Origin of the sequence: Gluconobacter cerevisiae, assembly GCF_015244675.1 — a bacterium.
GTDB lineage: Bacteria > Pseudomonadota > Alphaproteobacteria > Acetobacterales > Acetobacteraceae > Gluconobacter > Gluconobacter cerevisiae.
In genome coordinates this window covers 1-21,870 of sequence record NZ_JABCQO010000001.1, presented here as the reverse complement: position 1 = coordinate 21,870, position 21,870 = coordinate 1, and the positions used below count along the sequence as shown (strand labels likewise).

General features: G+C 60.0%; 16 protein-coding genes. 13 read left to right on the top strand and 3 right to left on the bottom strand.

What is annotated here, in order from left to right:
* Positions 1–85: 85 nt before the first annotated feature.
* From HKD21_RS00080 to HKD21_RS00070, 3 genes are read left to right on the top strand one after another with little or no spacing between them, the layout of a single operon-like run.
* On the top strand, positions 86–1,258 hold the full coding sequence (locus HKD21_RS00080) for a TolC family protein (protein WP_407646512.1): 1,173 nt from the start codon (positions 86–88) through the stop codon (positions 1,256–1,258).
* Entirely contained in the window at positions 1,255–2,418 is a 1,164-nt protein-coding gene (locus tag HKD21_RS00075; protein WP_194253665.1) for an efflux RND transporter periplasmic adaptor subunit, read from the top strand. The genes HKD21_RS00080 and HKD21_RS00075 overlap by 4 nt, the downstream gene beginning before the upstream one ends.
* Before the next feature lie 9 nt (positions 2,419–2,427).
* On the top strand, positions 2,428–5,505 hold the full coding sequence (locus HKD21_RS00070) for an efflux RND transporter permease subunit (protein WP_194253664.1): 3,078 nt from the start codon (positions 2,428–2,430) through the stop codon (positions 5,503–5,505).
* Between the two features lie 22 nt (positions 5,506–5,527).
* On the opposite strand, the gene HKD21_RS00065 is transcribed toward HKD21_RS00070, so the two are convergent.
* Complete coding sequence (locus HKD21_RS00065; protein ID WP_407646511.1) at positions 5,528–7,492, bottom strand: hypothetical protein; 1,965 nt, start codon at positions 7,490–7,492, stop codon at positions 5,528–5,530.
* A gap of 452 nt (positions 7,493–7,944) precedes the next feature.
* On the opposite strand from HKD21_RS00065, the gene HKD21_RS00060 reads away from it, so the two are divergent.
* From HKD21_RS00060 to HKD21_RS00050, 3 genes are all read left to right on the top strand, one after another.
* The gene (locus HKD21_RS00060) at positions 7,945–8,736 is read left to right on the top strand and encodes a deaminated glutathione amidase (RefSeq protein ID WP_228120634.1); all 792 of its coding nucleotides are present in this window, start codon (positions 7,945–7,947) and stop codon (positions 8,734–8,736) included.
* 157 nt (positions 8,737–8,893) lie between these two features.
* The gene (locus HKD21_RS00055) at positions 8,894–10,201 is read left to right on the top strand and encodes a DUF1800 domain-containing protein (RefSeq protein WP_194253663.1); all 1,308 of its coding nucleotides are present in this window, start codon (positions 8,894–8,896) and stop codon (positions 10,199–10,201) included.
* A 3-nt stretch (positions 10,202–10,204) separates the two neighbouring features.
* Positions 10,205–11,428 (top strand): DUF1501 domain-containing protein, encoded by a 1,224-nt coding sequence (locus HKD21_RS00050; protein ID WP_194253662.1) that lies wholly within the window; start codon positions 10,205–10,207, stop codon positions 11,426–11,428.
* 20 nt (positions 11,429–11,448) lie between these two features.
* Here the strand turns inward: HKD21_RS00050 and HKD21_RS00045 are convergent, their stop codons facing one another.
* Positions 11,449–13,602, bottom strand: a complete 2,154-nt coding sequence (locus tag HKD21_RS00045; RefSeq protein ID WP_228120633.1) for a TonB-dependent receptor — start codon at positions 13,600–13,602, stop codon at positions 11,449–11,451.
* A gap of 362 nt (positions 13,603–13,964) precedes the next feature.
* Here HKD21_RS00045 and HKD21_RS00040 point away from each other — a divergent pair, with 362 nt between their 5' ends.
* The 7 genes from HKD21_RS00040 to HKD21_RS00010 all read left to right on the top strand — a co-directional run bounded on the left by HKD21_RS00040 (position 13,965) and on the right by HKD21_RS00010 (position 21,392).
* Positions 13,965–14,981, top strand: a complete 1,017-nt coding sequence (locus HKD21_RS00040) for an N-acetylglucosamine kinase (RefSeq protein ID WP_194253660.1) — start codon at positions 13,965–13,967, stop codon at positions 14,979–14,981.
* Positions 14,978–16,267 (top strand): glucose/galactose MFS transporter, encoded by a 1,290-nt coding sequence (gluP, locus tag HKD21_RS00035; RefSeq protein WP_322782880.1) that lies wholly within the window; start codon positions 14,978–14,980, stop codon positions 16,265–16,267. The genes HKD21_RS00040 and gluP overlap by 4 nt, the downstream gene beginning before the upstream one ends.
* On the top strand, positions 16,264–17,373 hold the full coding sequence (gene nagA / locus HKD21_RS00030) for an N-acetylglucosamine-6-phosphate deacetylase (RefSeq protein WP_194253659.1): 1,110 nt from the start codon (positions 16,264–16,266) through the stop codon (positions 17,371–17,373). Before gluP ends, nagA begins: the two co-directional genes overlap by 4 nt.
* Positions 17,370–18,113 carry a glucosamine-6-phosphate deaminase gene (gene nagB / locus HKD21_RS00025; protein ID WP_194253658.1) on the top strand — a complete coding sequence of 248 codons (744 nt, stop codon included), beginning with the start codon at positions 17,370–17,372 and terminating at the stop codon, positions 18,111–18,113. The genes nagA and nagB overlap by 4 nt, the downstream gene beginning before the upstream one ends.
* 202 nt (positions 18,114–18,315) lie before the next feature.
* Positions 18,316–19,578 (top strand): cation:proton antiporter, encoded by a 1,263-nt coding sequence (locus HKD21_RS00020; RefSeq protein ID WP_194253657.1) that lies wholly within the window; start codon positions 18,316–18,318, stop codon positions 19,576–19,578.
* Positions 19,579–19,740: 162 nt separating this feature from the next.
* Positions 19,741–20,559: a class A beta-lactamase gene (bla, locus tag HKD21_RS00015; RefSeq protein ID WP_228120751.1), complete on the top strand. Its 819-nt coding sequence runs from the start codon at positions 19,741–19,743 to the stop codon at positions 20,557–20,559.
* A gap of 29 nt (positions 20,560–20,588) precedes the next feature.
* Positions 20,589–21,392, top strand: coding sequence for a YdcF family protein (locus HKD21_RS00010; protein WP_194253655.1), 804 nt, complete (start codon positions 20,589–20,591; stop codon positions 21,390–21,392).
* 154 nt (positions 21,393–21,546) lie between these two features.
* Here HKD21_RS00010 and HKD21_RS00005 read toward each other — a convergent pair.
* Positions 21,547–21,870, bottom strand: a 324-nt coding sequence (locus HKD21_RS00005) for a LysR substrate-binding domain-containing protein (protein ID WP_265588968.1), incomplete at its 5' end; no start/stop codon positions are given.

Here is a 21,870-nt window from a genome sequence, read left to right as displayed (position 1 = left end):
AGGGTCGCGCTGGCTGCTGGCTAGCGTGGCATTTGTGGCTGTAATCTGCGTTTCGGGCGCAGAAAATGGCCGTGCCGAAGGGAGTATGACGGCACCGCTTTCGATGCATGATGCGATTGCCGCAGCCTGGAAAAACGACCCCATCCGGATTGAGCTTGAGACCAATCAGGAGTCCGCGGACGCGCGGGCGAAGGCGGCGCAATCCTGGTTCGCGGGCGGCCCGACGCTGAATGGCCAGTACTACGATGACCGTATCAGTGGGGACAATCACGGGTACATCACCTGGCAGGGAGGTGTTTCGGTGCCGCTCTGGCTGCCCGGGCAGGGAACCGCGACCGAGAATGTCGCGAAGGCCGAAGCCAAAACCGCGACCGTTCGCCTGGATGTGGAGCGCATGTCTGTTGCAGTGCGGGTCGTGGATGCAACCGGGGCCGCGATTATGGCGATGCGTCGGCAGACCGCCGCACTGGCCACGGTGACCGCCTTGCGCCGGATCGAAGCGGATGTGCAACGGGCCGGACATGCGGGCGAGACGGCGATGTCGGACCAGCAGGCCGTAGAGGCCCAGCTCGCTCAGGCCCGGACCGAAGCCGACATGGCCGCTGAGGAAATCGAAACCACCGCGAGCCAGTTGCGAACCCTGACGGGTTTGCCGGGGGTGCCGGACATCACGCAGGCGGATGACCACTGGCTGGCGCTGACACGGGCGAATGACGGACGCTGGGTCGAGGATATTGATCCACGGGTGCGGGCGACGCATCAGGCCGTGATTGCCGCGCAGAACCAGATGAAGCTGGTCCGCAGGAGCTTCATGCCCAACCCCGAAGTGGGTGTCGATGCGATTGACCAGGGGCAGTACGGCAGTCCGTGGGACACGCAGGTGGGCGTCAATCTGCGGGTGCCTTTGCCAAGTGCAGTAACGAATACGCCGCAGGAATCAGCGGCCCGGGACCGCATGGCGGCTGCGACAAGACAGGAGGTCGAGGCGCGTCGGGCTGTACGCAACGAAATGGCGCAGGTCCGGGCGCGGCTGGTGGCAGCGACCGGCGCGCGCTCCAATGCCCGCATCGAAGCCAGTTCCATGCTGCACCGGGCGGACGGGATGGAGCGGTCCTGGCGGGTGGGCGAGACGCCGCTGATCGAGGCGCTGCGGGCCCGGACGGACGCGTATCGTGCGCTTCTGGATCTGAATCGTGCGGAGATTGCCTGGCATGCGGCCGTTATCCGGATGGGCATTGCGACGGGAACCATTCCATGAGCCGCTTTTCACGTTTTCTGCTTGTCGGGGTGGCTGCATGTGCTCTGAATTGTGCGCATGCGGCTGAAACGCCGGGCTGGATGCAACCCCTGACACTGGGGGCGCAGGCGCGGGATGCGGAGCATCTGCGGACTGCGGCCGTCCGACAGGGGACGCTGCATGACACGGTGTCGGCGCTGGCTCAGGTGAGCGCAGATCTGTCACGGACAGTCGTGATCCGTGCGAGCGGAGACGGCAAGGTCACGGCGGTCAGGGTGACACCGGGGCAGACCGTGGAGCCGGGGCAGGCACTCATTGATTACACCGATCATTCGCTGCATGTGCTGCATCTTCAGATGGAGCAGGATCAGGCAGCTCTGGCCTCGGCAAAGGCAACGCTCGGAGAGGCCGAATTGGCCTACCGCCGGGGGCAGGCGCTTGTGGGCAGTACGGTGTCGGTCGGGGAAGTACGGCGACGTCAGGCGGCGGTGCAGCAGGCCCGCAGCACGGTCGTGGCGCGGGAAGCGGATATCGGGCTGATCGAGCATCGCCTGACGGAAGAGTTCACTTCCGTGACGGAGAAGATCGTGCAGGATGAAGCCTCCACGCTCATTTCGCCGGTGCGAGGTGTGGTCCAGTCCATCCAGACCTCTGTGGCGTCCGACGTTACACCGGGACAGGCCGTGGCGACGGTCGTGGATCTGTCAGGCGTCTGGATCGTTGCGGATCTGCGGCCGGACGAGGTGTCCCGGCTGGGTTTGGGAAGTGTCGTGACGGTCCGGCCTTCGGGCAATGCGCGGGTCGAGCCGTTCCGTGCGAAGATCACGACGATTGATGGCGTTGCAGACCCGGCGACGGGGCTGGTCAAGGTTGTGTGTGTCGTGGACCGACCTGTGGCGTTCCTGAGGCCCGGCGTCATGCTGGATGCGACCCTTGAAACCAGCGAGGCTGTTGAGGGCATGATCGTCCCGGCCGATGCGGTGCAGACGATCGAGGGGCGTGATCTTGTCTATGTCCAGACGTCGGAAGGCCGGTATGCGCCGCGCGAGGTCCGGGTCCGGCTCGCTACGGATGAGAGTGCCGTTGTGCAGGGTAATCTGAAGGTGGGAGACGCTGTGGTGACGGAAGGCAGTTTCGCCCTGAAATCCATGTCGCTCGTCAGCGGGCTGGATACGGACTGAGCGGGTTTCATGCTGCGTTTCTTTCAGTCCAATCGTTTTGTCCTGCTGGGCCTGCTCGTCGCGCTGATGATCGGCGGGATCATGACCGTGCCGGGTCTGCCGGTCGAGCCTGTGCCGGATATTTCGCCTAAACAGGTCATGGTCTCCGTCACGGCGCCGGGGTTGGCGACGGAAGAAGTCGAAAAACTTATCACCTTTCCCGTCGAAGCCAGTCTGACCGGAATCCCGGGCGTGACGGATCTACGGTCCGTGTCGCGGACGGGGGTGTCGGCGGTCTATCTCCAGTTCGATGATGCGACGGATATTGATCTGGACCGGACGCGGGTTTCGGAGCGTTTGCAGGCGGCACGGGACAGCATCACGCTACCGGGCGTAAGTGTGTCGATGGGGCCGCTTGCGACCGGCATGGGCGAGATCATGCAGCTCCAGATCCGGGGCGGTGGCCTGTCGCTGATGGAGCTGAACCGGCTCATGACCTGGACGGTAGTGCCGCAGCTCCGGCTGGTGCCGGGCGTGGTGGATGTCAACGTCAATGGTGGATCGGTCGAGACATATCAGGTGTCCGTCGATCCGGCGCGGATGCGGGCGTTTGGGGTTTCGATCGGCGATATCGTTCAGGCCGTGGACACGAACAACGCCTCGTCGGGTGGTGGCTGGATTGCGCATCATGCCGAGCAGAATGTCGTGGTCGGGCGCGCATTGGTGGGCAGTCTCGCGGATTTTGGCGCCATCCCCGTGAAGCTTGGCGCGAATGGTCATGTGATCCGGCTGCGGGACATGGGTGTTGTGTCCGCAGGACCGCGCACACGGCTCGGGGCAGTAACGCGGGACGGGAAGGGCGAGGCGGTCATTGGCGTTGTGATGATGCGGACCGGCGCGAGTTCGAATGCGACGCTGGATGCGATCCGGCGTGCCCTGCCGACCATCCGCCAGTCCCTGCCGCCGGGTGTCACACTGGAGCCTTTCTACAGCCGGGCGGATCTGACGGGTCAGACCATCCATACGGTCAAGGAAAACCTGCTGATTGGCGCGGCTCTGGTGCTGTTCGTGCTGGTGGTCGTTCTGGGTGACTGGCGGGCGGCGCTGGTGATCGTGTCCGTCATTCCGGCGTCGCTGGTTGCGGCGATGGCGGGGATGCGGCTGTTTGGCGTGTCGGCCAATCTGCTGAGTCTGGGTGCGATCGATTTCGGGATGATCGTGGACAGCTCGCTTGTCGTGGTGGAACACATCATGGTCGAGCGCGGCGAGAACCGGGAGGGGAAACCTTTTGCCGCGCTGACAGCGGACGCGGCGCGCGCTGTGATACGGCCGGTGAGTTTCGCGATTTTCGTTATCATCATGGTCTATCTGCCGGTGCTCACGCTTCAGGGCATCGAGGGCAAGATGTTCCGGCCGATGGCCCAGACGGTTATCATGGCCCTGCTGGCGTCGTTGATTTACTGCTTCGTCTGTGTGCCGGTTCTTGCTGCAATGCTGATGCGCAAGGTTCAGGCGGATCGGGAAACCGTGTTTGTCCGGACTGTGCGTCGGTATTACGAGCCCGCTTTGCGCTGGACCGAGCACCATAGTGGGCGGCTGCTGATCGTCACGGGTGTCGCATTTATCACGGCGGTGCTGATCGGCGGGCGGCTGGGGGGCGAGTTCGTACCGCAGCTTGAAGAGGGCTCGCTGGTCGTGACCTCGACGCGCCTCCCCGGAGCCTCGCTGGAGACAGTGCTGGCCAGTGTGACGGCGGAGGAAAAGATCCTGCGCTCTTTCCCCGAAGTCCGGACGGTTGTGAGCAGCACGGGGACGGCGGCAATCCCTACCGATCCGATGGGAACGAACGAGACCGATACGTTCGTTTTCCTGAGACCCCACGACGAGTGGAAAACGGCATCCACCCAGACGGAACTGGTCACGAAAATCAATGACGCCCTGCAGAAAACGCTGCCAGATGCAGCGTATTCGTGGTCGCAGCCGATTCAGATGCGAATGGACGATCTGCTCGCCGGAGTCAGGACACAGCTTGCAATTTCGATCTACGGCGATGACCTGGCGGAGTTGAACCGGATTGCCGGACAGGTTGTCACGACGCTGCAAACCGTGCAGGGCGCGGCGGATGTGGCGTTGCAGGGAAGCGGGACGGTGCCGTTCCTGCATATCGATGTGAACCGCGATGCGGCAGCCCGGCTCGGGGTCGCGGTGCCGGACATCCTGGCAGTGGTGGAGGCCGTGGGCGGGCATGTTGGCAAGCCCGTGACGGTGCAGGGCGCGATCATTCCCACGCAGGTGCGTCTGCGGGCGGATGCGGTCAGTTCGCCGGACAGGATCGGGCATCTGCAGGTGCGCCGGGCCGATGGAAAAGGCTGGGTTCTGCTGTCACAGGTCGCGGACATTGTGCTGTCGGATGGTGTGCCGCGCATTGATCGGGACAACATCCATCGTCGGGTGATCGTGCAGGCTAATATCCGCGGGCGAGACGTCAGTTCGTTCGTGGCGGCTGCGCAGAAAGCGGTGGCGCAGAATGTGAAACTGCCGCAGGGCTACCGGATGGTCTGGGCCGGGCAGTTCCGGAATCTGCAATCGGCACTGCACCGTCTGTTCATTGTCGTGCCGATAGCGTTGGCGCTGATTTTCCTGCTGCTCGTGGCGGCCTTGGGGTCGTTTGGCGCAGCCTCTCTGGTGTTTGCCAATCTGCCGATGGCGGCGACGGGCGGCATTTTCATGCTGGCCCTGCGTGGGTTGCCGTTCAGCATTGCGGCGGGGATCGGGTTCATCGCCCTGTTTGGCGTGGCGATCCTGAACGGTGTGGTGCTGGTCAGCCAGATCCGCGTGTTCCGGGAAGAGGGACTGGCAGCAGCGGATGCCGCGTTTCAGGCTGCCCGGAGCCGGTTGCGGCCCGTTCTGGCGACGGCATCCGTAGCCAGTCTGGGCTTTTTTCCGATGGCGTTTTCAGGCGGATCAGGCGCGGAAGTGGAGCGGCCTCTGGCGTCTGTCGTGATCGGAGGGCTGATTTCCTCCACGCTGCTGACGCTGTTTGTCCTGCCGACGCTTTATGCCCGCTTCTTTGGCCGCGACGACCGCGGTGCACCGGAACAGAGCTAAGTCTGTCCGGTGCGAAGAGCTCTTACTGGAAGGGCAGGTAGCGGAAGTCGAAGAAAATCTGGCTCATGCTGGTATGCGGATCGCCACCGATGCCGGACCAGATCTGACGCCGGGCATAAGCAAGCTGCGTACCTGCTTCGACAGTGCCGAACTTGCCTTTGAAAAAGCGCCACCAGCCGCCGATCGTGACTTCGGACACGCCGCGCGTGTTGGCGGTGCAGGACAGGGCAGACAGTTCCTGAAGGCAGCCTGCATTGGAATAAGTCGGATTGCCGTAGCCGTAGGCTCCGCCATTTTCGTTGAAATAGGAATGGCCGACGCGCTGTGTGCCGAAATAGCCGTACACATCAATCCGCGGATTGGGATGCGCGATAATGCCTGCCTGCGCCTGAATACCAAAGAGTGGATCGGGGCTGCCACTGGCCTTGATTGTAGCGTCGGGCAACAGCACGGACCCGTAGCGGTTGATGCCCCAGCCCGCGAGACCGGCCATGCGCAGCTCGACCTTGCCGGGAATCAGCGGCAGGATCATGGAGCCACCCGCGCCCCCGCCCACAGCGGTGTTGTTATGTCCGGTATGGCCCATAGTCACGCGGTCATGCGGGAAGTGCAGGATACCTTCCATTTCGTAATGGCCCCAAATGGGGTCGTAGGCGACTTTGCCGATGACATCGGGTGCGATTTCGTTGGAGAACATCGACGTGTCGTTCGTCAGGCCAACGCCGTTCTCGCCGATCGTGACGGTCGAGCCATTGGGCATGGAGACAGCGCCATTGCTCGCAGAAAAGCCGGTCGTATCATACAGCGTGGCCGGATTTTCGATGGAAAGGCCTGTCCACAGGCGATGGTGGAAGAAATCCTTCACGATGCGGACCTGCCATTGCCGCGACCATGTCTGGCCTGCGAGCATGGAAGCCTCGATCGTTTCCGGAAGACTTTCCTGCCGCGCGACGATACCCGCACGGCCCGGCGTCAGCAGGCTCCAGGCCTGACCGCCGAGGAAATGCCAACCTTCCTTGTTGTCGTCATAGGCGAGATAGGCCTGACGCAGACGGAAGGAATAGCTGTTGCTTTCGTAGGGGTCGGTCGTGACCGCACCTGCGCCGAAATCGGATTCAAAGAAACCGGAAATCGTCGATTCCGAATCAATATTCCCGCGCGCCAGAAGGGACAGGCGGCTATAGCGTGCGCCGCCCGTGAAATTGTTGGTGTGATAGCGCGGCTCGTTCGGATACGGCATGTCCTGCCAGTAATTGAATGTGTCCGAGGCGATATGGCGGTTTTCAAGCACGACGGCAGTATCAACGAATCCACCCAGCATGAGTGTTACGGGGCCGAGATGGAAGACGCCGTGATCGCCAATCGCACCCGCAGACTGCGCGCCAACAGTTTCACGCGGATGAGGGCCGACGCCGTTCTCTGCGAAATGAACCAGAACGTCTTCGGCGCGATGGCCCACGACGGCAAGTTCCGAGCCTTTGCCGGTGTCGATCAGGTCGCGTCCGCTTGGCGAGAGGGACACCCTGTCGCGTCGTGTGTGAGCGCCATGTATTGGCGCCGAACCGGACGTGGCCGTCATGTCATGTCCGGAGCCGGCGATTTCTGTGGGCTCGACCGTTTTGATGCCGTGACGGCGCATAGAAGCAGTGGCGATATGGCCGGAATGGCTTTCCTGCGAAGCGATCTGTTCGGCATGGGGAGAGTCTGCGCGGGCCGTTGATGGGCCAGAAGCGTGGTGTCGGGCGATTTCTGCTTTCAGAATGGCCATGTCGTGATTGATGGCACGCTGCTCTTCCTGAACATGAGCCTGAGCAGCCTGAAGACGGCTCATTTCCTGTTCCATTCTTGAAACAATATCGTCGTCGGCCCGGGCCTGCGTGCTGAGTGAAAGAGCGCCCAGAGCTGTTCCAAGAAACAGGGATGCACGTCCCGAATAACGCAGGGATCGCAGCATACGGAAGGTGAGCAGAATCAAGTAATCCCCCATGTCAAAAGATGTCACGAACATGTGCATGAACTCGGGCTTGATAGCTTTTAAAAATATTTTCAGAAGAATGTCAGAAGCCCGAAAGCCGCGGAGATGCGCGGGAAAATGACAATATTTTGGTATGCCTCATGAGCATTATAACGGAATCTTGAAGTCTTTTTTAAGAATGAAGATGCTGTTCGGGGGGTAATAGAAAAGAAAATTACAGTAAATTTTGATAAAATTGTTTGATGTTTTGTTTATTAACTATAATAAATATTATTGATATACTATATTAGTAAATTAGTGCTTAATTTATATTAAAATTTTTCTTGAATGGTTCTTTCTCTGAGGAATTTTCTCCTAATAATAAAAATTATTATCTTCCAGCATCTTCACCATGTTTTCTGGGGCGGCCATGCTACGAAGACTGGATGTGGGCGAGTGTCCGCTCTTATGGAAAATGGAATGCGATGATGAAAGTTGCTCTGGGACAGTTTGCTGTGGCGCCGGACTGGGAAACCAACCAGCGGCAATGTCTGGATCTGATCGCACAGGCAAAGGCGGGCGGCGCTGAACTGCTTGTTCTGCCGGAAGGTATTCTGGCGCAGGACATCAACAATCCGGAGCTTCTGCCCCAGACGGCCCAGCCGCTGGACGGACCGTTCATGGAAGGGCTGCGCGCGGCCAGTCACGGGATTGCCGTAGCAGGATGTGTGAATGTGCCGGACGGGCACGGACGCTTCTACAACACGCAGTTTGTTTTGCGCGACGGAGCGTTCATTGCGCAGTACCGCAAGCTGCATCTCTACGATGCGTTCAGCATGAAGGAATCCCAGCGGACATCGCCGGGTCTGGAACTGCCGCCGGTGGTGCAGATCGGTGACATGAAGGTCGGTCTGATGACCTGCTATGATGTGCGCTTCCCGGAACTGGCGCGCCATCTCGCTCTGGCGGGGGCTGAGGCCATATTGTTGCCCGCGGCCTGGGTCAGAGGCCCGATGAAGGAACGGCACTGGGAAATCATGGCCGTGGCGCGGGCTTTGGAGAACACCTGTTATGTCGTGGCGGTTGGGGAGTGCGGTGCGCGCAACTGCGGCGCCAGTATGGTGATCGATCCGCTGGGCGTGATTGCGCTTGCGCTGGGTGAATTGCCCACTCTGGGTTTTGCCACGCTGGACCGCGAGCGGATTGCCCATGCGCGGCGCGTACTCCCTGTTTTGGAAAACCGCCGCTTCGCTGACCCGGTTCTGGTTGACCGTTAAGGTGTTTTTCTGGTTTCTGTCGGGGGGAAACCTCCGATAACCGTCTCGGGGAAAGTCTAAAAAATTTCACATCTGACGGCCCATCTTTCGCCACATCGGGGGATCAGCGTTCTGTAGGGTATCGACTCCCGTTATCGCCCCGTTTCGCGAGGATGCCATGCGATCAGTCAGCGCAATTAACAGGTTTGGGTGGGGCCAGCGGGATGGCTCCAGTTCTGGTCTGTCCGTTCAGGACTGGCTGGCGGGTCAGTTGACCGGGCCGGACAGGGCCGTGTTTGCGGGTGTGGGGCCGTGTGCGGACGGGTTGGTGGCGCTGCGGGAACAGCGGAAGGCCAAGATGCAGGGCGATCCGCTGGTCAAGCCGATCTTTCAGGCTGAAGTCGCAACACAGATGGACAATCTGCTGCTGACGGAGCAGCCGTTCCGGGAGCGGCTCGTCTGGTTCTGGTTCAATCATTTCACAGTCAGTCTGCGGCAGGGCAGTACGCGTGCCGTTGTGGGCGCCTATATGCGCGAGGCGATCCGCCCGCATGTGACGGGGCGGTTTTCGGACATGCTGCTGGCGGTCATGCGGCATCCGGCGATGCTGATGTATCTGGACAATGCGTCCTCCATCGGGCCGGACAGCGTGGCGGGGCGCAGGAGCCATCGCGGACTGAATGAAAATCTGGCCCGCGAATGTCTGGAGTTGCATACCGTCTCGCCTGCTTCCGGGTACAGTCAGGCGGATGTGACGTCTTTTGCCGCGATCCTGACGGGATGGGGCGTGGATCTGAAAGCCGAAGAACCGGGGTTCGTGTTCCGCGAAAAGGCGCATGAGCCGGGTGTGAAAACGCTCATGGGACAGGCTTTCCCCGAAGGCGAGGAGGGCGGCGTGCAGGCGTTGCAGTTTCTGGGCACGCATCCGGCGACCTACCGTCATATCGCGACGCAAATGGTCCGACATTTCGTTTCGGATACGCCAGCGCCAGCCTCCGTACGGCATGTCGAGGGTGTTTTGCAGGCCAGTGGCGGGGATCTGCGGGCGGCGTCTCTGGCGCTGGGGGCATTGCCGGAACCGGCTTTGGGCGGGGGCAAATTCCGCTCCCCCATGGATTATGTCACGGCAGTTTTGCGGGCGTTGTCCGTAGGGGGCGCGCCCAGCCAGCCGGGCGATCCGCATTCTCCGGCGCATCAGCTGGTTTCGGGTTTTGCGTCGCTCGGGCAGCCGCTCTGGACCGCGCCGCTGCCCAATGGCTGGAGCGACGATGCGGCGGACTGGTCCGCGCCTGCGGACATGCTGGCGCGGACGGACTGGGCCTGGCGCGTGGCGGCGCATGTCCGGACCGGTGATCCGATGGATGTCGCCGATATTGCCCTTGGTCCGGCCCTGCGACCGCAGACCCGCACGGCCATGCATCATGCCGGGTCGCGTCAGGATGCGCTGGCCCTGCTGTTTTCCTCCCCTGAATTCCAGAGGCGCTGAGCCATGATGATATCCCGTCGTACCGCTCTGCTGGGTCTGACGTCCGCGTGGACGCTCGGGCGGTCTTCCCTTGCTTTTGCGGGCTCTTCTGGTGGGCCGGACGATCCGCGTCTGGTGGTGATCCTGCTTCGCGGTGCGCTCGACGGATTGTCGGCCGTGACGCCGTATGGAGATCCGGATCTGGCGTCGTATCGCCGGGCGCTGGTTCTGCCCGAGCCGGGGCAGGAGGGCGGGCTGCTCGATCTGGGTGGGTTTTACGGGCTGCATCCATCTCTCGTGACGCTGCACGGGCTTTACGGGCAGGGGCAGATGCTGCCGATCCACGCCGTTGCGGGGCATTATCGCAGCCGGTCGCACTTCGAGGCGCAGGATTATCTGGAGAGCGGGGCGGATGAGCGTCTGGGGAGCGGATGGCTGAACCGGGCTGTTTCCGTCCTTCAGGGCAAGGCGAACCGGCCAGATGGGTATGGGCTGGCGATGGGGCTGACGGTACCGCTTCTGCTGCGTGGTTCGGCGCGGGTTGGAAGTTATGCGCCTGCGGGGAGCCAGCATCCGGATGCGGATCTGTATGGCCAGATTCTGGCGCTGAATGCGTCCGACCCGGTGACGGGACCGGCGTTGCGGAATGCTCTGAAAGCACGGGGATTTTCGGATGCCGCCATGACGCAAGGGGGCATGGCTGCTGCGCCGGGTGTGGATGCTGCGGGCAAGCCGCGGAAAATCGACGCGTTTACGCAGCTTTCCACGGCAGCGGGAGAGATGTTGGCGACGGCGCATGGTCCGCGTGTGGCGGCGCTGGAAATCGGGGGGTGGGACACGCATGCCGGGCAACTCGGGCGGCTGGGCGGGCCGCTGGCGCAGCTTGACCGCGGCATTGGGGCGCTGCGTCAGGGGCTGGGCGAGAGCTGGAACCGCACCGTGGTTCTGGCTTTGACGGAATTCGGGCGGACCGTGCGGATCAATGGCACGGGGGGGACGGATCACGGGACGGGGACGGTCGCATTTCTGGCAGGCGGTGCGGTTGCAGGCGGGAAGGTTGGGGGGACCTGGCCCGGTCTGCGATCCGGGCAGTTGTTCGAGAACCGGGACCTTGCGCCGACGACCGATCTGCGGTCGGTCGTGGCGGGGGTGCTGTGCGATCATCTGCATCTGCCGCAGCATGCGGTGGGGACGGTCTTTCCGGGCACGGCTGTGGAACCTGCACGGGGGCTGGTTGTTCCGGTGTGAGGCCGGGTTCTTACATCCGTTCAGAACTCCGAAACGACTGAGAAAAACGTGCCGCGCCGCTGGCCGTACTGGGCCTGATAGATGCCGACGCCGCTGCCGTTGCGGAGCTGGTAGCGTTTGTCGAACAGGTTCATGACGTCCGCGCGGATCTTGAGGTCATGTCCGAACGGAACCTTTGTGAAGGTGTGCTGGTAGCCGATGTTGAAGACGTCGTATTGCGGTTGCTTTTCCAGATTGGCGAAGCCGCTGCGCAGGCCGTAGCCATAGACGAAATCGACATAGGCCATGTCGTGTTTCGTGGTCCAGGATGCGCCTGCGGTGGCGGTGAATTCGCCCTGATGGTCGAGCTGGATTGCGTGGTTGCGGATATAGGCGAGTTCGACCAGATCGAACTGGTACTCTGCCGAATTGATGTCGCGGGCCGAGGTTTTGACGTAGGAAAAGTTGCCGTACATCGACCAAGGGCCGTGGCGCCAGGAGCTGCCGAATTCCGCGCCATAGACGCGGCCGCGTTTGTAGCTGAAGGGGGCGAGGATGACCGCGCGGCCGAACTGTCCGAGATCGGTGAGGTCATGCGCCCATTTGGCGTAGGCATCGAGCGTGATCTGGAACTCGGGTGTGATGCGCTGGAGGATACCGCCATCGACGTAATTCGATTTCTCGACTTTGGTGGCGTTGTTGATCGTGTTCGCAGCCGCATTGGTGGTGCCCGCAAAGCGCGCGAGCGTGGACGGGTAGACATATTGCGGAGAGGGCGGGGCGAAATAGCGCGAATAGCCGAGATGCAGCGTTGTGGTGCGGGTGGGTTTCCAGACCATGTTCGCGCGCGGGCTTAATTGTCCTTCATTGTCGAAAGACGAGGCGAAGCGGTCGTAGCGGATGCCGTAATTGAAGGTCAGGGTGCGGGTGATTCTGTACTCATCCTGAATATAGGCACCCGCTTCGACGGACCAGTTTCCGGTATTGTCGATCATGCGTTTTGCGATGTCGGATGTCTGGTTTCCGGCATCGTCCACGGTGAAGGCCAGCGTGTTCGTATCCAGACGTTCGGACGTGTACTGCCCCAGAAGACCGGCCCGCAGGGTGTGATGGGGGGCGATCTCGTAAGACAGATCGGCCTGCATGCCGCCGGTCGTGAAGTCGTTAACTTCGTGTTCCGAGACGCCCTGATAGATCAGGTCGCGGTCCCGGTCCGGAGTGTAGTCGATCCGACCGTAGCGGAAATAGGGTGAGACCTGAAGGTTCAGCTTTTCGGTCGTGCGCTGATAAGACAGCACGGCGTAATAGTTCTGTTCGGTCTGGCTGTCGTTCAGATTGGCCCAGTTCATGGACGGGTCATGCGGATTGACGCCTGCGACGTTGTACAGGGTCGTGTAGTCCGGGCTGGTTGTGTCGAATGTCTTGAACGAGTTGGGGATTTCGAAATCCGCGTAGGAGGCGCTCGTCAGCAGCGTGATCCGGCTCGCATCGTCAAGATGGTAGGATAGATACGCGAAGGCTTTTTCCTGTTCGGTCACGTCATGGATGGCGCGGAACGTGTCGCTCGGGTTTTCGATGCCGATATTGTTGCGGGTGAAGGAGAGAGTGGTGAAATAGTCCAGTTTTCCATGCTGGCCGCCAAACTGCACGGACGGGACGAACGTGTTGTAGCTGCCGCCATACAGCGAGACTTGATTGTGCTTGAGGCTGTCACCAGTCTTGGTCGTGACGTCCACCACGCCTGCGGTGCGGAAGCCGAACTGGGCGGGCAGCGTGCCCGTCAGCAGGTCCACGGACTGGATGATGCGGGTGTCGAGTTCCTGTCCGAAACCGTTCAGCCCTTCCGGCAGGAGCACGCCGTTGACGCGATAGGTCAGGCCGCCATGTTCGCCGCGGACATGGACTTCCCCATAGCTGTCGAGAACGACGCCGGGGACGCGGAGGAGGATCTGGCTGAAGGCGGCGTTCTGGCCGCCGGGTGTGGTCGCGATCTGGCGCTGGTCGATGGTGTAGTCCACGGCGCCGAGACCGGGGAAAATGCGGGCGCGTTCGCTGTTGAGATGCCCGACGACGCTGATGTGTTCGGAAGGGGCGGGTTTTTTCGCAGGATCAGCTTTTTTGACGGTCCGGGATTTGTGTTTGGATGAGGTGTCGTTTGCGAAAGCTGTGCCGATGAGGGTCAAGCTGACGGCCATCAAACCGCAGGTCCGGAAGCATTTGCGGCACGATAGTAAACTGATCATGGTATAGTATTTGCTATATCTGCTGGAGTGCATACGGGCGGCCTGAGGCGTGGGGTTCAGCCACCAAGAATGAGGGGGCAGGGTCAGACTTAAAGCATCAGCGTTATGATATGCAATATGCTATATCAATCAGCATAAGGTCTGTTGCGGGAGGAATGATCGGAAAATCAGAAGAGGCTGGTGCTGAAAGCCCTCTGTCAGGGTGATCTGAAAAGCGGTAAAAAACATTGGGACGCTGGATATGGGGCCATTCCTCCGCCATGGTGACGGGTCTTTTTTCTCTGCCTTTGTTTTCTTAAGCGAAACGTTAAAACATGACAGTCTCTCCCCCGACCCTACAGTCCCGTCACCAGTTCGCTGACGGGGCGTTCTCTCCGATGCTTCCCTGCATTGCCGCCATTGATGGCGGGGGGACCAAGACGCTTCTGGCTGTTGTGGACAGGGACGGATCTCTGGGGCCTGTGCTTCGAGGGAAAGGGTCCAATCCGTTTGACAAGACTGACTGGCAGGACGTGTTGCAGTCCTTGATAGGGCAGCTTCCCGCCACGACGGCTGGGCTGTCTCTGGGGCTTGCGGGGTATGAGGAGACGCGGGTTTTGGGGCGTGAACAGAGCGAGGTTGTGGGGAACGCCTTTGCAGGGCCTTTCAGCATCAGCAGCGATGTGGAGATGGCCTGTACCGGGGCTTTCGCGGGAGAGGCGGGGGTTCTGGTTCTGTCGGGTACTGGGTCGGTGGCATGGGCTACGGATGGTCGGGGCGGTCAGGTCAAGATTGGTGGCTGGGGCGGATTGTTTGGAGACGAGGGCAGTGGGTTCTGGATCGGGCGTCAGGCGCTGGCGCTGCTGACGACGCTTCTGGATGGACGCAATCAGACGGATCATGCGTTTTTCGCGCCGTTTGCAACCGCAATGGGGCTTGCGACTGAAAAAGAGGCGTGTGGGATGGCGCTTCTGGAATGGTATGGGACGCTTCGTCATCCGAGGGCCAGTGTTGCAGCTCTGGCGCGGGTTGTTTCGGATCTGGCTGAGGACGGGCTGGAACCGGCTCGGCGGCTGATGTGTGATGCGGCGGATCATCTCTGTGCCCATATCGAAGCGGCCCAGCGCCATTTTTCTCAAACGTCCCTGTCATGGAGTTATGCCGGAGGAACGTTCCAGAGCCGGTTTCTTCGAGAAAGCGTTGCTGTTCGGCATGGTGCGCCTGTGCCGCCGCGTCTTCCGCCGGTTGGGGGTGGACTGCTCAATGCCGCGCGTCTGGCAGGGTGGGACGTGGATGATGCGTGGATTGAGCGCGTTTCTGTCGCGCTGCGTGATGCGGGGCTGACGTCGTGACGGCGCCTGTCCAGTCCGGCAGGGGGCTGACCGGGGATTATGGACTGGCACCGCTGAGTGTGGCGGCGGCCATTTTCTTCATCATGGGTTTTGTGACCTGGATGAACGGTCCGCTGATTTCGTTCGTGCGCGTGGCGTTCGAGCTGAGCGATACGAGCGCCTTTCTCGTGCCGATGGTGTTCTATTTTTCGTATTTCCTGTTCTCTCTGCCTGCGTCTTTTCTGGCGCGGAAGCTGGGTCTGCGCAGAGGACTGGCGGTTTCGCTCGTACTGTGCGCGGCGGGCGTGGCGCTGTTCGGACAGTTCATTGCCATGCGTCTTTATGGGGGTGCCCTGACCGGGTTGCTGGTGATGGGGGCCGGGCTGTCGCTGATGCAGGTGGTGATTAACCCGCTGGTCAGTCTGCTGGGGCCGTCCGAACGGGCGTCGCAGCGCATTGCCATCATGGGCGTGTGCAACAAATGCGCGGGGATTCTGGCCCCGATCGTTCTGGCGACTGTGGTGATGGGCGATATTGGAACGCTGTCCCAGCGGGCGCAGGAGACGACGGACCCTGTGGCGCGCAATGCGCTTCTGTCGGGGTTCGTGCAGGCGATTTACGCGCCTTATATGACGATGGCTGTTGTTCTGCTGCTGACGGCCATCGGCGTGGCGCTCTGCCCGCTGCCGGACTTGCAGGCGCCTGCGCTGCCGGTGCCTCTGGAGGGGAGCCGGCGTATTTTCCGGCCGCATCTGGTGTTCGGGATTGTCGTGATGTTCCTGTATGTCGGCGTGGAAGTCATGGCCGGGGACGCTATCGGAACCTATGGGCAGGGTTTTGGTTTGCCGCTCAGCCAGACGCGCTTTTTCACGTCTCTGACGCTGGCCGGGATGCTGGGGGGATATATTCTCGGGTTTCTGGTCGTGCCGCGGATCGTGACGCAGGAGCGGCTTATGGAACTGGCCTGTTTTCTGGGCGCGGGGCTGACGGTCGCGGCGTTTCTGACGCAGGGATATGTTTCGGTTCTGTGCGTGGCGTTGCTGGGGGCGGCCAATGCCATGCTGATGCCCTCGATTTTCCCGATCGCCATTCGGGGTGCCGGGGCGTGGACGCCGCTCGCATCTGCCCTGTTGGTCATGGCGTATAGTGGCGGGGCGATTATTCCGCAGATTTACGTCATTCTCAAGCCGTTCGTGGGCTTTCAGGGCATGTTTGCGCTGCTGGTTCTGCCGTCTTATCTGGCATTGCTGCTATATGCCCGACGTTATGGTCGGACGGGGCTTTTACCACTGGATCAGGAGCCATGATGGCGCATCTTGAGGGCAGGATCGTCCTGCGCGATCGTATCGTTTCGGGGCGGGTGGATTTCGACAGTCATATCCGCGAGATCGTGCCTCAGCCCGGAGTGCCGGAGCGCTATATCCTGCCGGGCTTCATTGACGGTCATGTCCATGGCGGCGGTGGGGCCGATATGATGGACGGGGTTGCGGCCATTGAGACGCTCTCGCGCTTTCATCTGGGTCACGGAACCACGACGATCCTGCCGACGACGATCACCGCGCCTTGGGCGGAGGTTATGGACGCGTTGCGGGCGGTGGCGGAAGTTTGTGATCGGGGCGTAGAGGGTGGGCCGCGCGTTTATGGCGCGCATCTGGAAGGGCCGTTTGTCAGCCCGCACAAGCTGGGGGCCCAGCCGCCGTTCAATATCGAGCCGACCGCCGAGCGGGTGGCGGAATCTGTCGCGACGGGGTGTGTGCGTGTTGTGACGATCGCGCCCGAGCTGGACCACGCGCCGACGGCCATGAAGGCCTTTGCGCAGGCGGGTGTCCGGGTCAGTCTGGGACATACCATCACGGATTTTGAGGGTGCCGAGCGGGCGATCTGTCTGGTCTGTGCCGCGGGGGGAACCGTCGGAGGGACGCATCTGTTCAATGCCATGTCGGCGATTGAGGGGAGGCGTCCCGGTCCGGTGACGGCGCTGATGTGCAGTGATGTGGCGTATGGGGAGATGATCTTCGATACGCATCATGTTCATCCCGCCAGTTTCCGGCTGGCGGAGCGGATGATGGGGCAGCGGCTTTTGTTCGTGACGGACGCCATGCGGGGTACGGGTGAGGCTGATGGTCCGAGCCAGCTTGGCGGCCAGGACGTGATGATCCGCGACGGTGTGGTCCGGCTGCCGGATGGCACGCTTGCGGGGAGCATTCTGACGCTGGATCAGGCGTTGCGGAATGCCCTTGATGCCAGGATGTCGCTTCCGAAGGCAGCGCGTCTTGTCAGTACAAATGCCGCCGCTTATCTCGGATTACAGGACCGGGGGGCCATTGCGCCGGATCTTCTTGCGGATTTCACGGTTCTTGATGACAGGTTTCAGGTCAGCGAAGTCTGGGTCAACGGGGAGCGCAGGGTATGAAAATCATCGTCGCGGACACATCCGGTCAGGCGTTTCAGCACGCGGCAGACATGATTGCGGAGGAAATCCGCGGGTCTCAGGCGCCTGTTCTGGGGCTGGCGACGGGCCGCACGATGGAGAATATTTACCAGCTTCTGGTGCAGCAGCATGAAGCGGGAACGCTGGATTTTTCCGGCACGACATCGTTCAATCTGGACGAATATGTTGGTCTGCCGCCGACGGACCCGAACTCTTACAGCCACTACATGCAGGAGCATCTGTTTTCGCATGTGAACATGCCCGCAGGGCAGGGGCATGTTCCGAATGGTGTTGCTGTGGATCTGGAGGCTGAGTGCGCGCGCTATGAGGCCGCCATTCGCACGGCTGGTGGGCTTGGGTTGCAGCTTCTGGGCATTGGCGAAACGGGGCATATCGGTTTCAACGAGCCGCCTTCCGCGTTCGACAGCCGGACGCGGGTTGTCCATCTGGATGACGTAACGCGACGTCAGAACAGCGGCATGTTCGGCGATGATCCGGAGCGTGTGCCGGAACGCGCTCTGACGATGGGCGTGGGGACGATCCTTGAAGCGCGGCGTCTTGTGCTGGTGGCTGTTGGTGAGGGCAAGGCGGCGATCGTTGACGAGGCGCTGAACGGTCCGATCAGCGAGGCTGTCAGTGCCACGGCCATTCGGCTTCATGACGATGTGACAGTCATTCTGGATGAGGTCGCCGCTCGGATCTGGCACCGCAATAAAGAATAGGTCAGTCGGGTCGTTTGGTATGCGTTGTGGTTGCATAACCAAAAGAGGCTTTGAACGCGAAACACCGTCCGAATGGTCCATACTTTTGGCAGGAATGCGATGAAAACTCCGTCTGCCTTCTCGGCACTGTCAGGCTATTTCCAATAGCAGAGCGTCTCCAGTTTTTCTTGACGCAGGAAGCGGAAGACGCCAGCGGTGAGGCATGGACACCATCAGCCTCCTCGCCCTGCTTCTGAGTCTTTCAGCTGCTTTCAGCATTCTCAATCACCACACGCTTCGCGTCCCTGTGACAATTGGCGTGCTGGTCTTTTCATTGCTGGCCTCCCTGCTGATCATGGTTCTGAACCCGTTGATCCCGGCTTATGACCTCCAGGCTCTTCCACGATCTGTATTGGGAGCTATCAATCTTCCTGTGGCACTTCTGAATGGGGCATTGTCGCTCCTCCTGTTTGCTGGAGCCATGCAGGTCAATGTCGGGCATCTAAGGGCAAAACTTGCCTCCGTGGCTACGCTCTCGGTTCTGGGGACTGTTCTGGCCGTGGCTTTTCTGGCGGTTGCAGCGTGGTCCGTTTTTCCCCTGCTGGGTCACGCCGTTCCCTTTACATGGTGTATTGTACTCGGTGCCATTCTCGCACCCACGGACCCGGTTTCGGTCGTGGGAATGTTGAAACGCTTGGGCCTGCCGGGACCACTTCAAGCCGTTTTCGCGGGTGAAAGTCTGTTCAATGACGGCGTGGGCGTTGTCATTTTCGGCGTCACGATTGGGCTGGCGACCGGAGACAGTCAGGGAGTGGGTGTCTCGGAGATTGTTCTAAGCCTCTGTCGGGAGGCAATCGGTGGCGGTCTGCTAGGCGCACTGACCGGGTGGATTGCGCTGTATGTGCTTAAGAGGCAGCGGGACCCGCATATCGACCTGCTGACCTCGCTGGCTCTGGCAACCGGAACCTTCAGCATCGCCAATCACCTCGGCATGTCAGGTGCGATTGCCGTCGTCGTAGCGGGGTTATGCTTTGGAACAAGCTATAGTCATTCCGTTTTCGATGCAGCGTCCCGCAAGGAGCTTGACGTGGCATGGACCCTTATCGACGAAGTGCTGAACGTGTTTCTGTTCATGCTGATCGGTTTCGAAATTCTTGAGATTTCGCCGCATCTGTTTGCGATGCTGGCGACGCTTGTCGTAATCCCGCTGTCCATTGTCGTGCGGGCATTGAGCGTGCTGTTTTCAACGCTCCCTGTTCATCTTCGGAACTGGGAACGTGGCCGCGTTCTCGGTGTCCTGACCTGGGGCGGACTGCGTGGCGGGATCTCCGTCTCTCTGGCGCTTGGATTGCCGCCCGGAGACTTGCGGGACCTGCTGTTACCAGTCTGCTACGGCGTTGTGGTGTTTACCATCGTCGTGCAGGGACTGACCATGGAGTGGGTTGTCCGCAGGCTTTATCCACCCTTCACGCCTTCGCCTCAGTAAAACCGTTTTCACCTCTTTAGATAAAGTGGAGAAGAATGGACCTTCAGTTGGGAACAGCCAGCAATTGTCCGCACTGATCGGTCGGGCTGCCAACATAAGGGGCATAAAATTCCAGTGATGTTCAGGCGAAAATTCTTGGTCGGAAGTTCCGTTCTCTTGGCAATGCCAGCATGTGCCGCCACGCGAATGGCATCCATCACGTCGCAATACGAAAAGGCAACGGGTGGTCATATCGGGGTTTATGCCCGGAATCTGAAAACCAAACAGTGCCTGGCATGGCGAGAAAACGAGCGGTTCGTCATGTGTAGCACATTCAAGGCGTCGCTCGCCGCTTTGACCTTACTCCGAGCGGATCAGGGTAAAGAAAACCTTGAAACATTCGTGCCCTATACAGCGTCAGATTTGGGAGACGCCTATGCCCCGGTGGCCAAAGCCAACGTCAAAGCAGGCGGTCTATCCGTCAAAGCCATGTGTCAGGCTGCTGTGGAATGGAGTGATAATGCCTGCGCCAACATGCTTTTGGCACGGGTGGGCGGTCCTGCTGCACTGACACGGTTCTGGCGCTCGCTCGGAGAGCACGAAACGCGCCTGGATGATTGGGAACCCGTCCTGAACAGAACGCCCCCAGGTGGTTTGCGCAATACAACAACTCCTGCGGCTATGGCGGCCATACTGCAACATCTGGTGCTGGGTCATGTTCTGTCAGCAGAGTCCTGCTCTTTGCTGACAGGATGGATTAAAGACTGTCACACCGGCAGTAAAAGATTGCGCGCAGGTTTCCCTTCCACCTGGGTTGTCGGTGACAAAACTGGCAACAACGGGCGGGATGCCGTCGGAGATATCGCCGTCGCGTGGTCAAGACAGGGAACACCACTCATTGTCTGCGTTTATACACGCGGTGGACAACCTGATGAAACGCAGCTTTTTGAAGCATTTTCTGGAATCGCGCGTATTGCGGTTGAGACGTTATGTCGTGTTTAGTGCAGCCTTCGACGAGAAAAGAGCCCCAGATGTCTGAATTCAATACCTGCTTGAAAACGCAGAGCGATATTGATGCCGTCAATGCAATATCAGCATTTCTGGCTCTCGATGACATGCCGCAGCCTGGCAGTGCGCCAGTGGATCTGGTGATTCATGCTGGAAATGCCATTCTTGAAACAGCTCATGCCGCTTGCAAGGCAGCACTGGAAGCAAACTGTCCTTTGGTTTTTTCCGGTGGAATTGGACACTCGACTACTCTCCTTGTGGAGAGCGTCAGAGCAGAAAACCTGTTGCCAGAAGAAAGCCTGGAAAACAGGTCAGAAGCTGAGATTTTTGGTGCTTTGGCTTCTCAGGTCTGGGGCTTTCCGAAAGAAAAACTGATTTTGGAAACACGTTCTACCAACTGTGGTGAGAACGCGATCTTTACGAAGGCGCTTCTTTCGGAACTGGGGCAGAAAGCCCGGACGATTATTCTTTTTCAAGATCCGGCCATGCAGTTACGAACTTTTGTGACTTTCCAGAAGGCTTGGAAGGAAGCGTCCTGCGAAGCGGTTTTTTATAGCTGTCCGACCTTTGTGCCTCGTCTTCAAATACAAGACGGGATCACGACGTATGCTTCAGAGCTACCTTCCGGGTTGTGGAGTCCAGAACGATTTCTGTCTCTGATCATGGGAGAAATCCCCCGGTTGCGAGACGATGAGAATGGTTACGGCCCATGTGGACGAGGCTTCATTCCACATGTCGACGTTCCTGATGAAATTGAAATGATGTATCAGCATGTTCGTGAGATTTTGAAAAACCATGAAACAACGAAGAACCGCGTCCTGACATGATGGAGATGCATCTCTCTTCTCTCGCGCACTGAAGCGGACTTGCTGAGAGAGTAGAAAGGAATGTTTTGGTTTCCTGGTTCTGAAAATGATAACTGGATGGATTCTCCTCCAGGCGCTGCCTGGTGGAATAGAAAAATATGAATCTCCAGATAAATTACAAACCTAACGGACGAACTTCTCGAATCAGATCAATCAACAGGCGCAAACCCAGCGGGACCTGTCTCCGGCTGGAATAGTAGATTTGATATCCTTCGCCCCGGGCGGCCCATTCTTCGAGTACAATCTGAAGCTCGCCGCTTTTTAGGTAGGGGGCAAATACCGGCTCGACGCAATACATAAGGCCGGTGCCTGCCAATGTCATGGCCAGCATCGTGGGACGGTCATTCATGACAAACTGGGTCGGGACTGGTATCGAAAATTCACCGTCAGGTCCTTCGAATTCCCACTGATAGATACGTCCATCACCTAATCGTCCGTT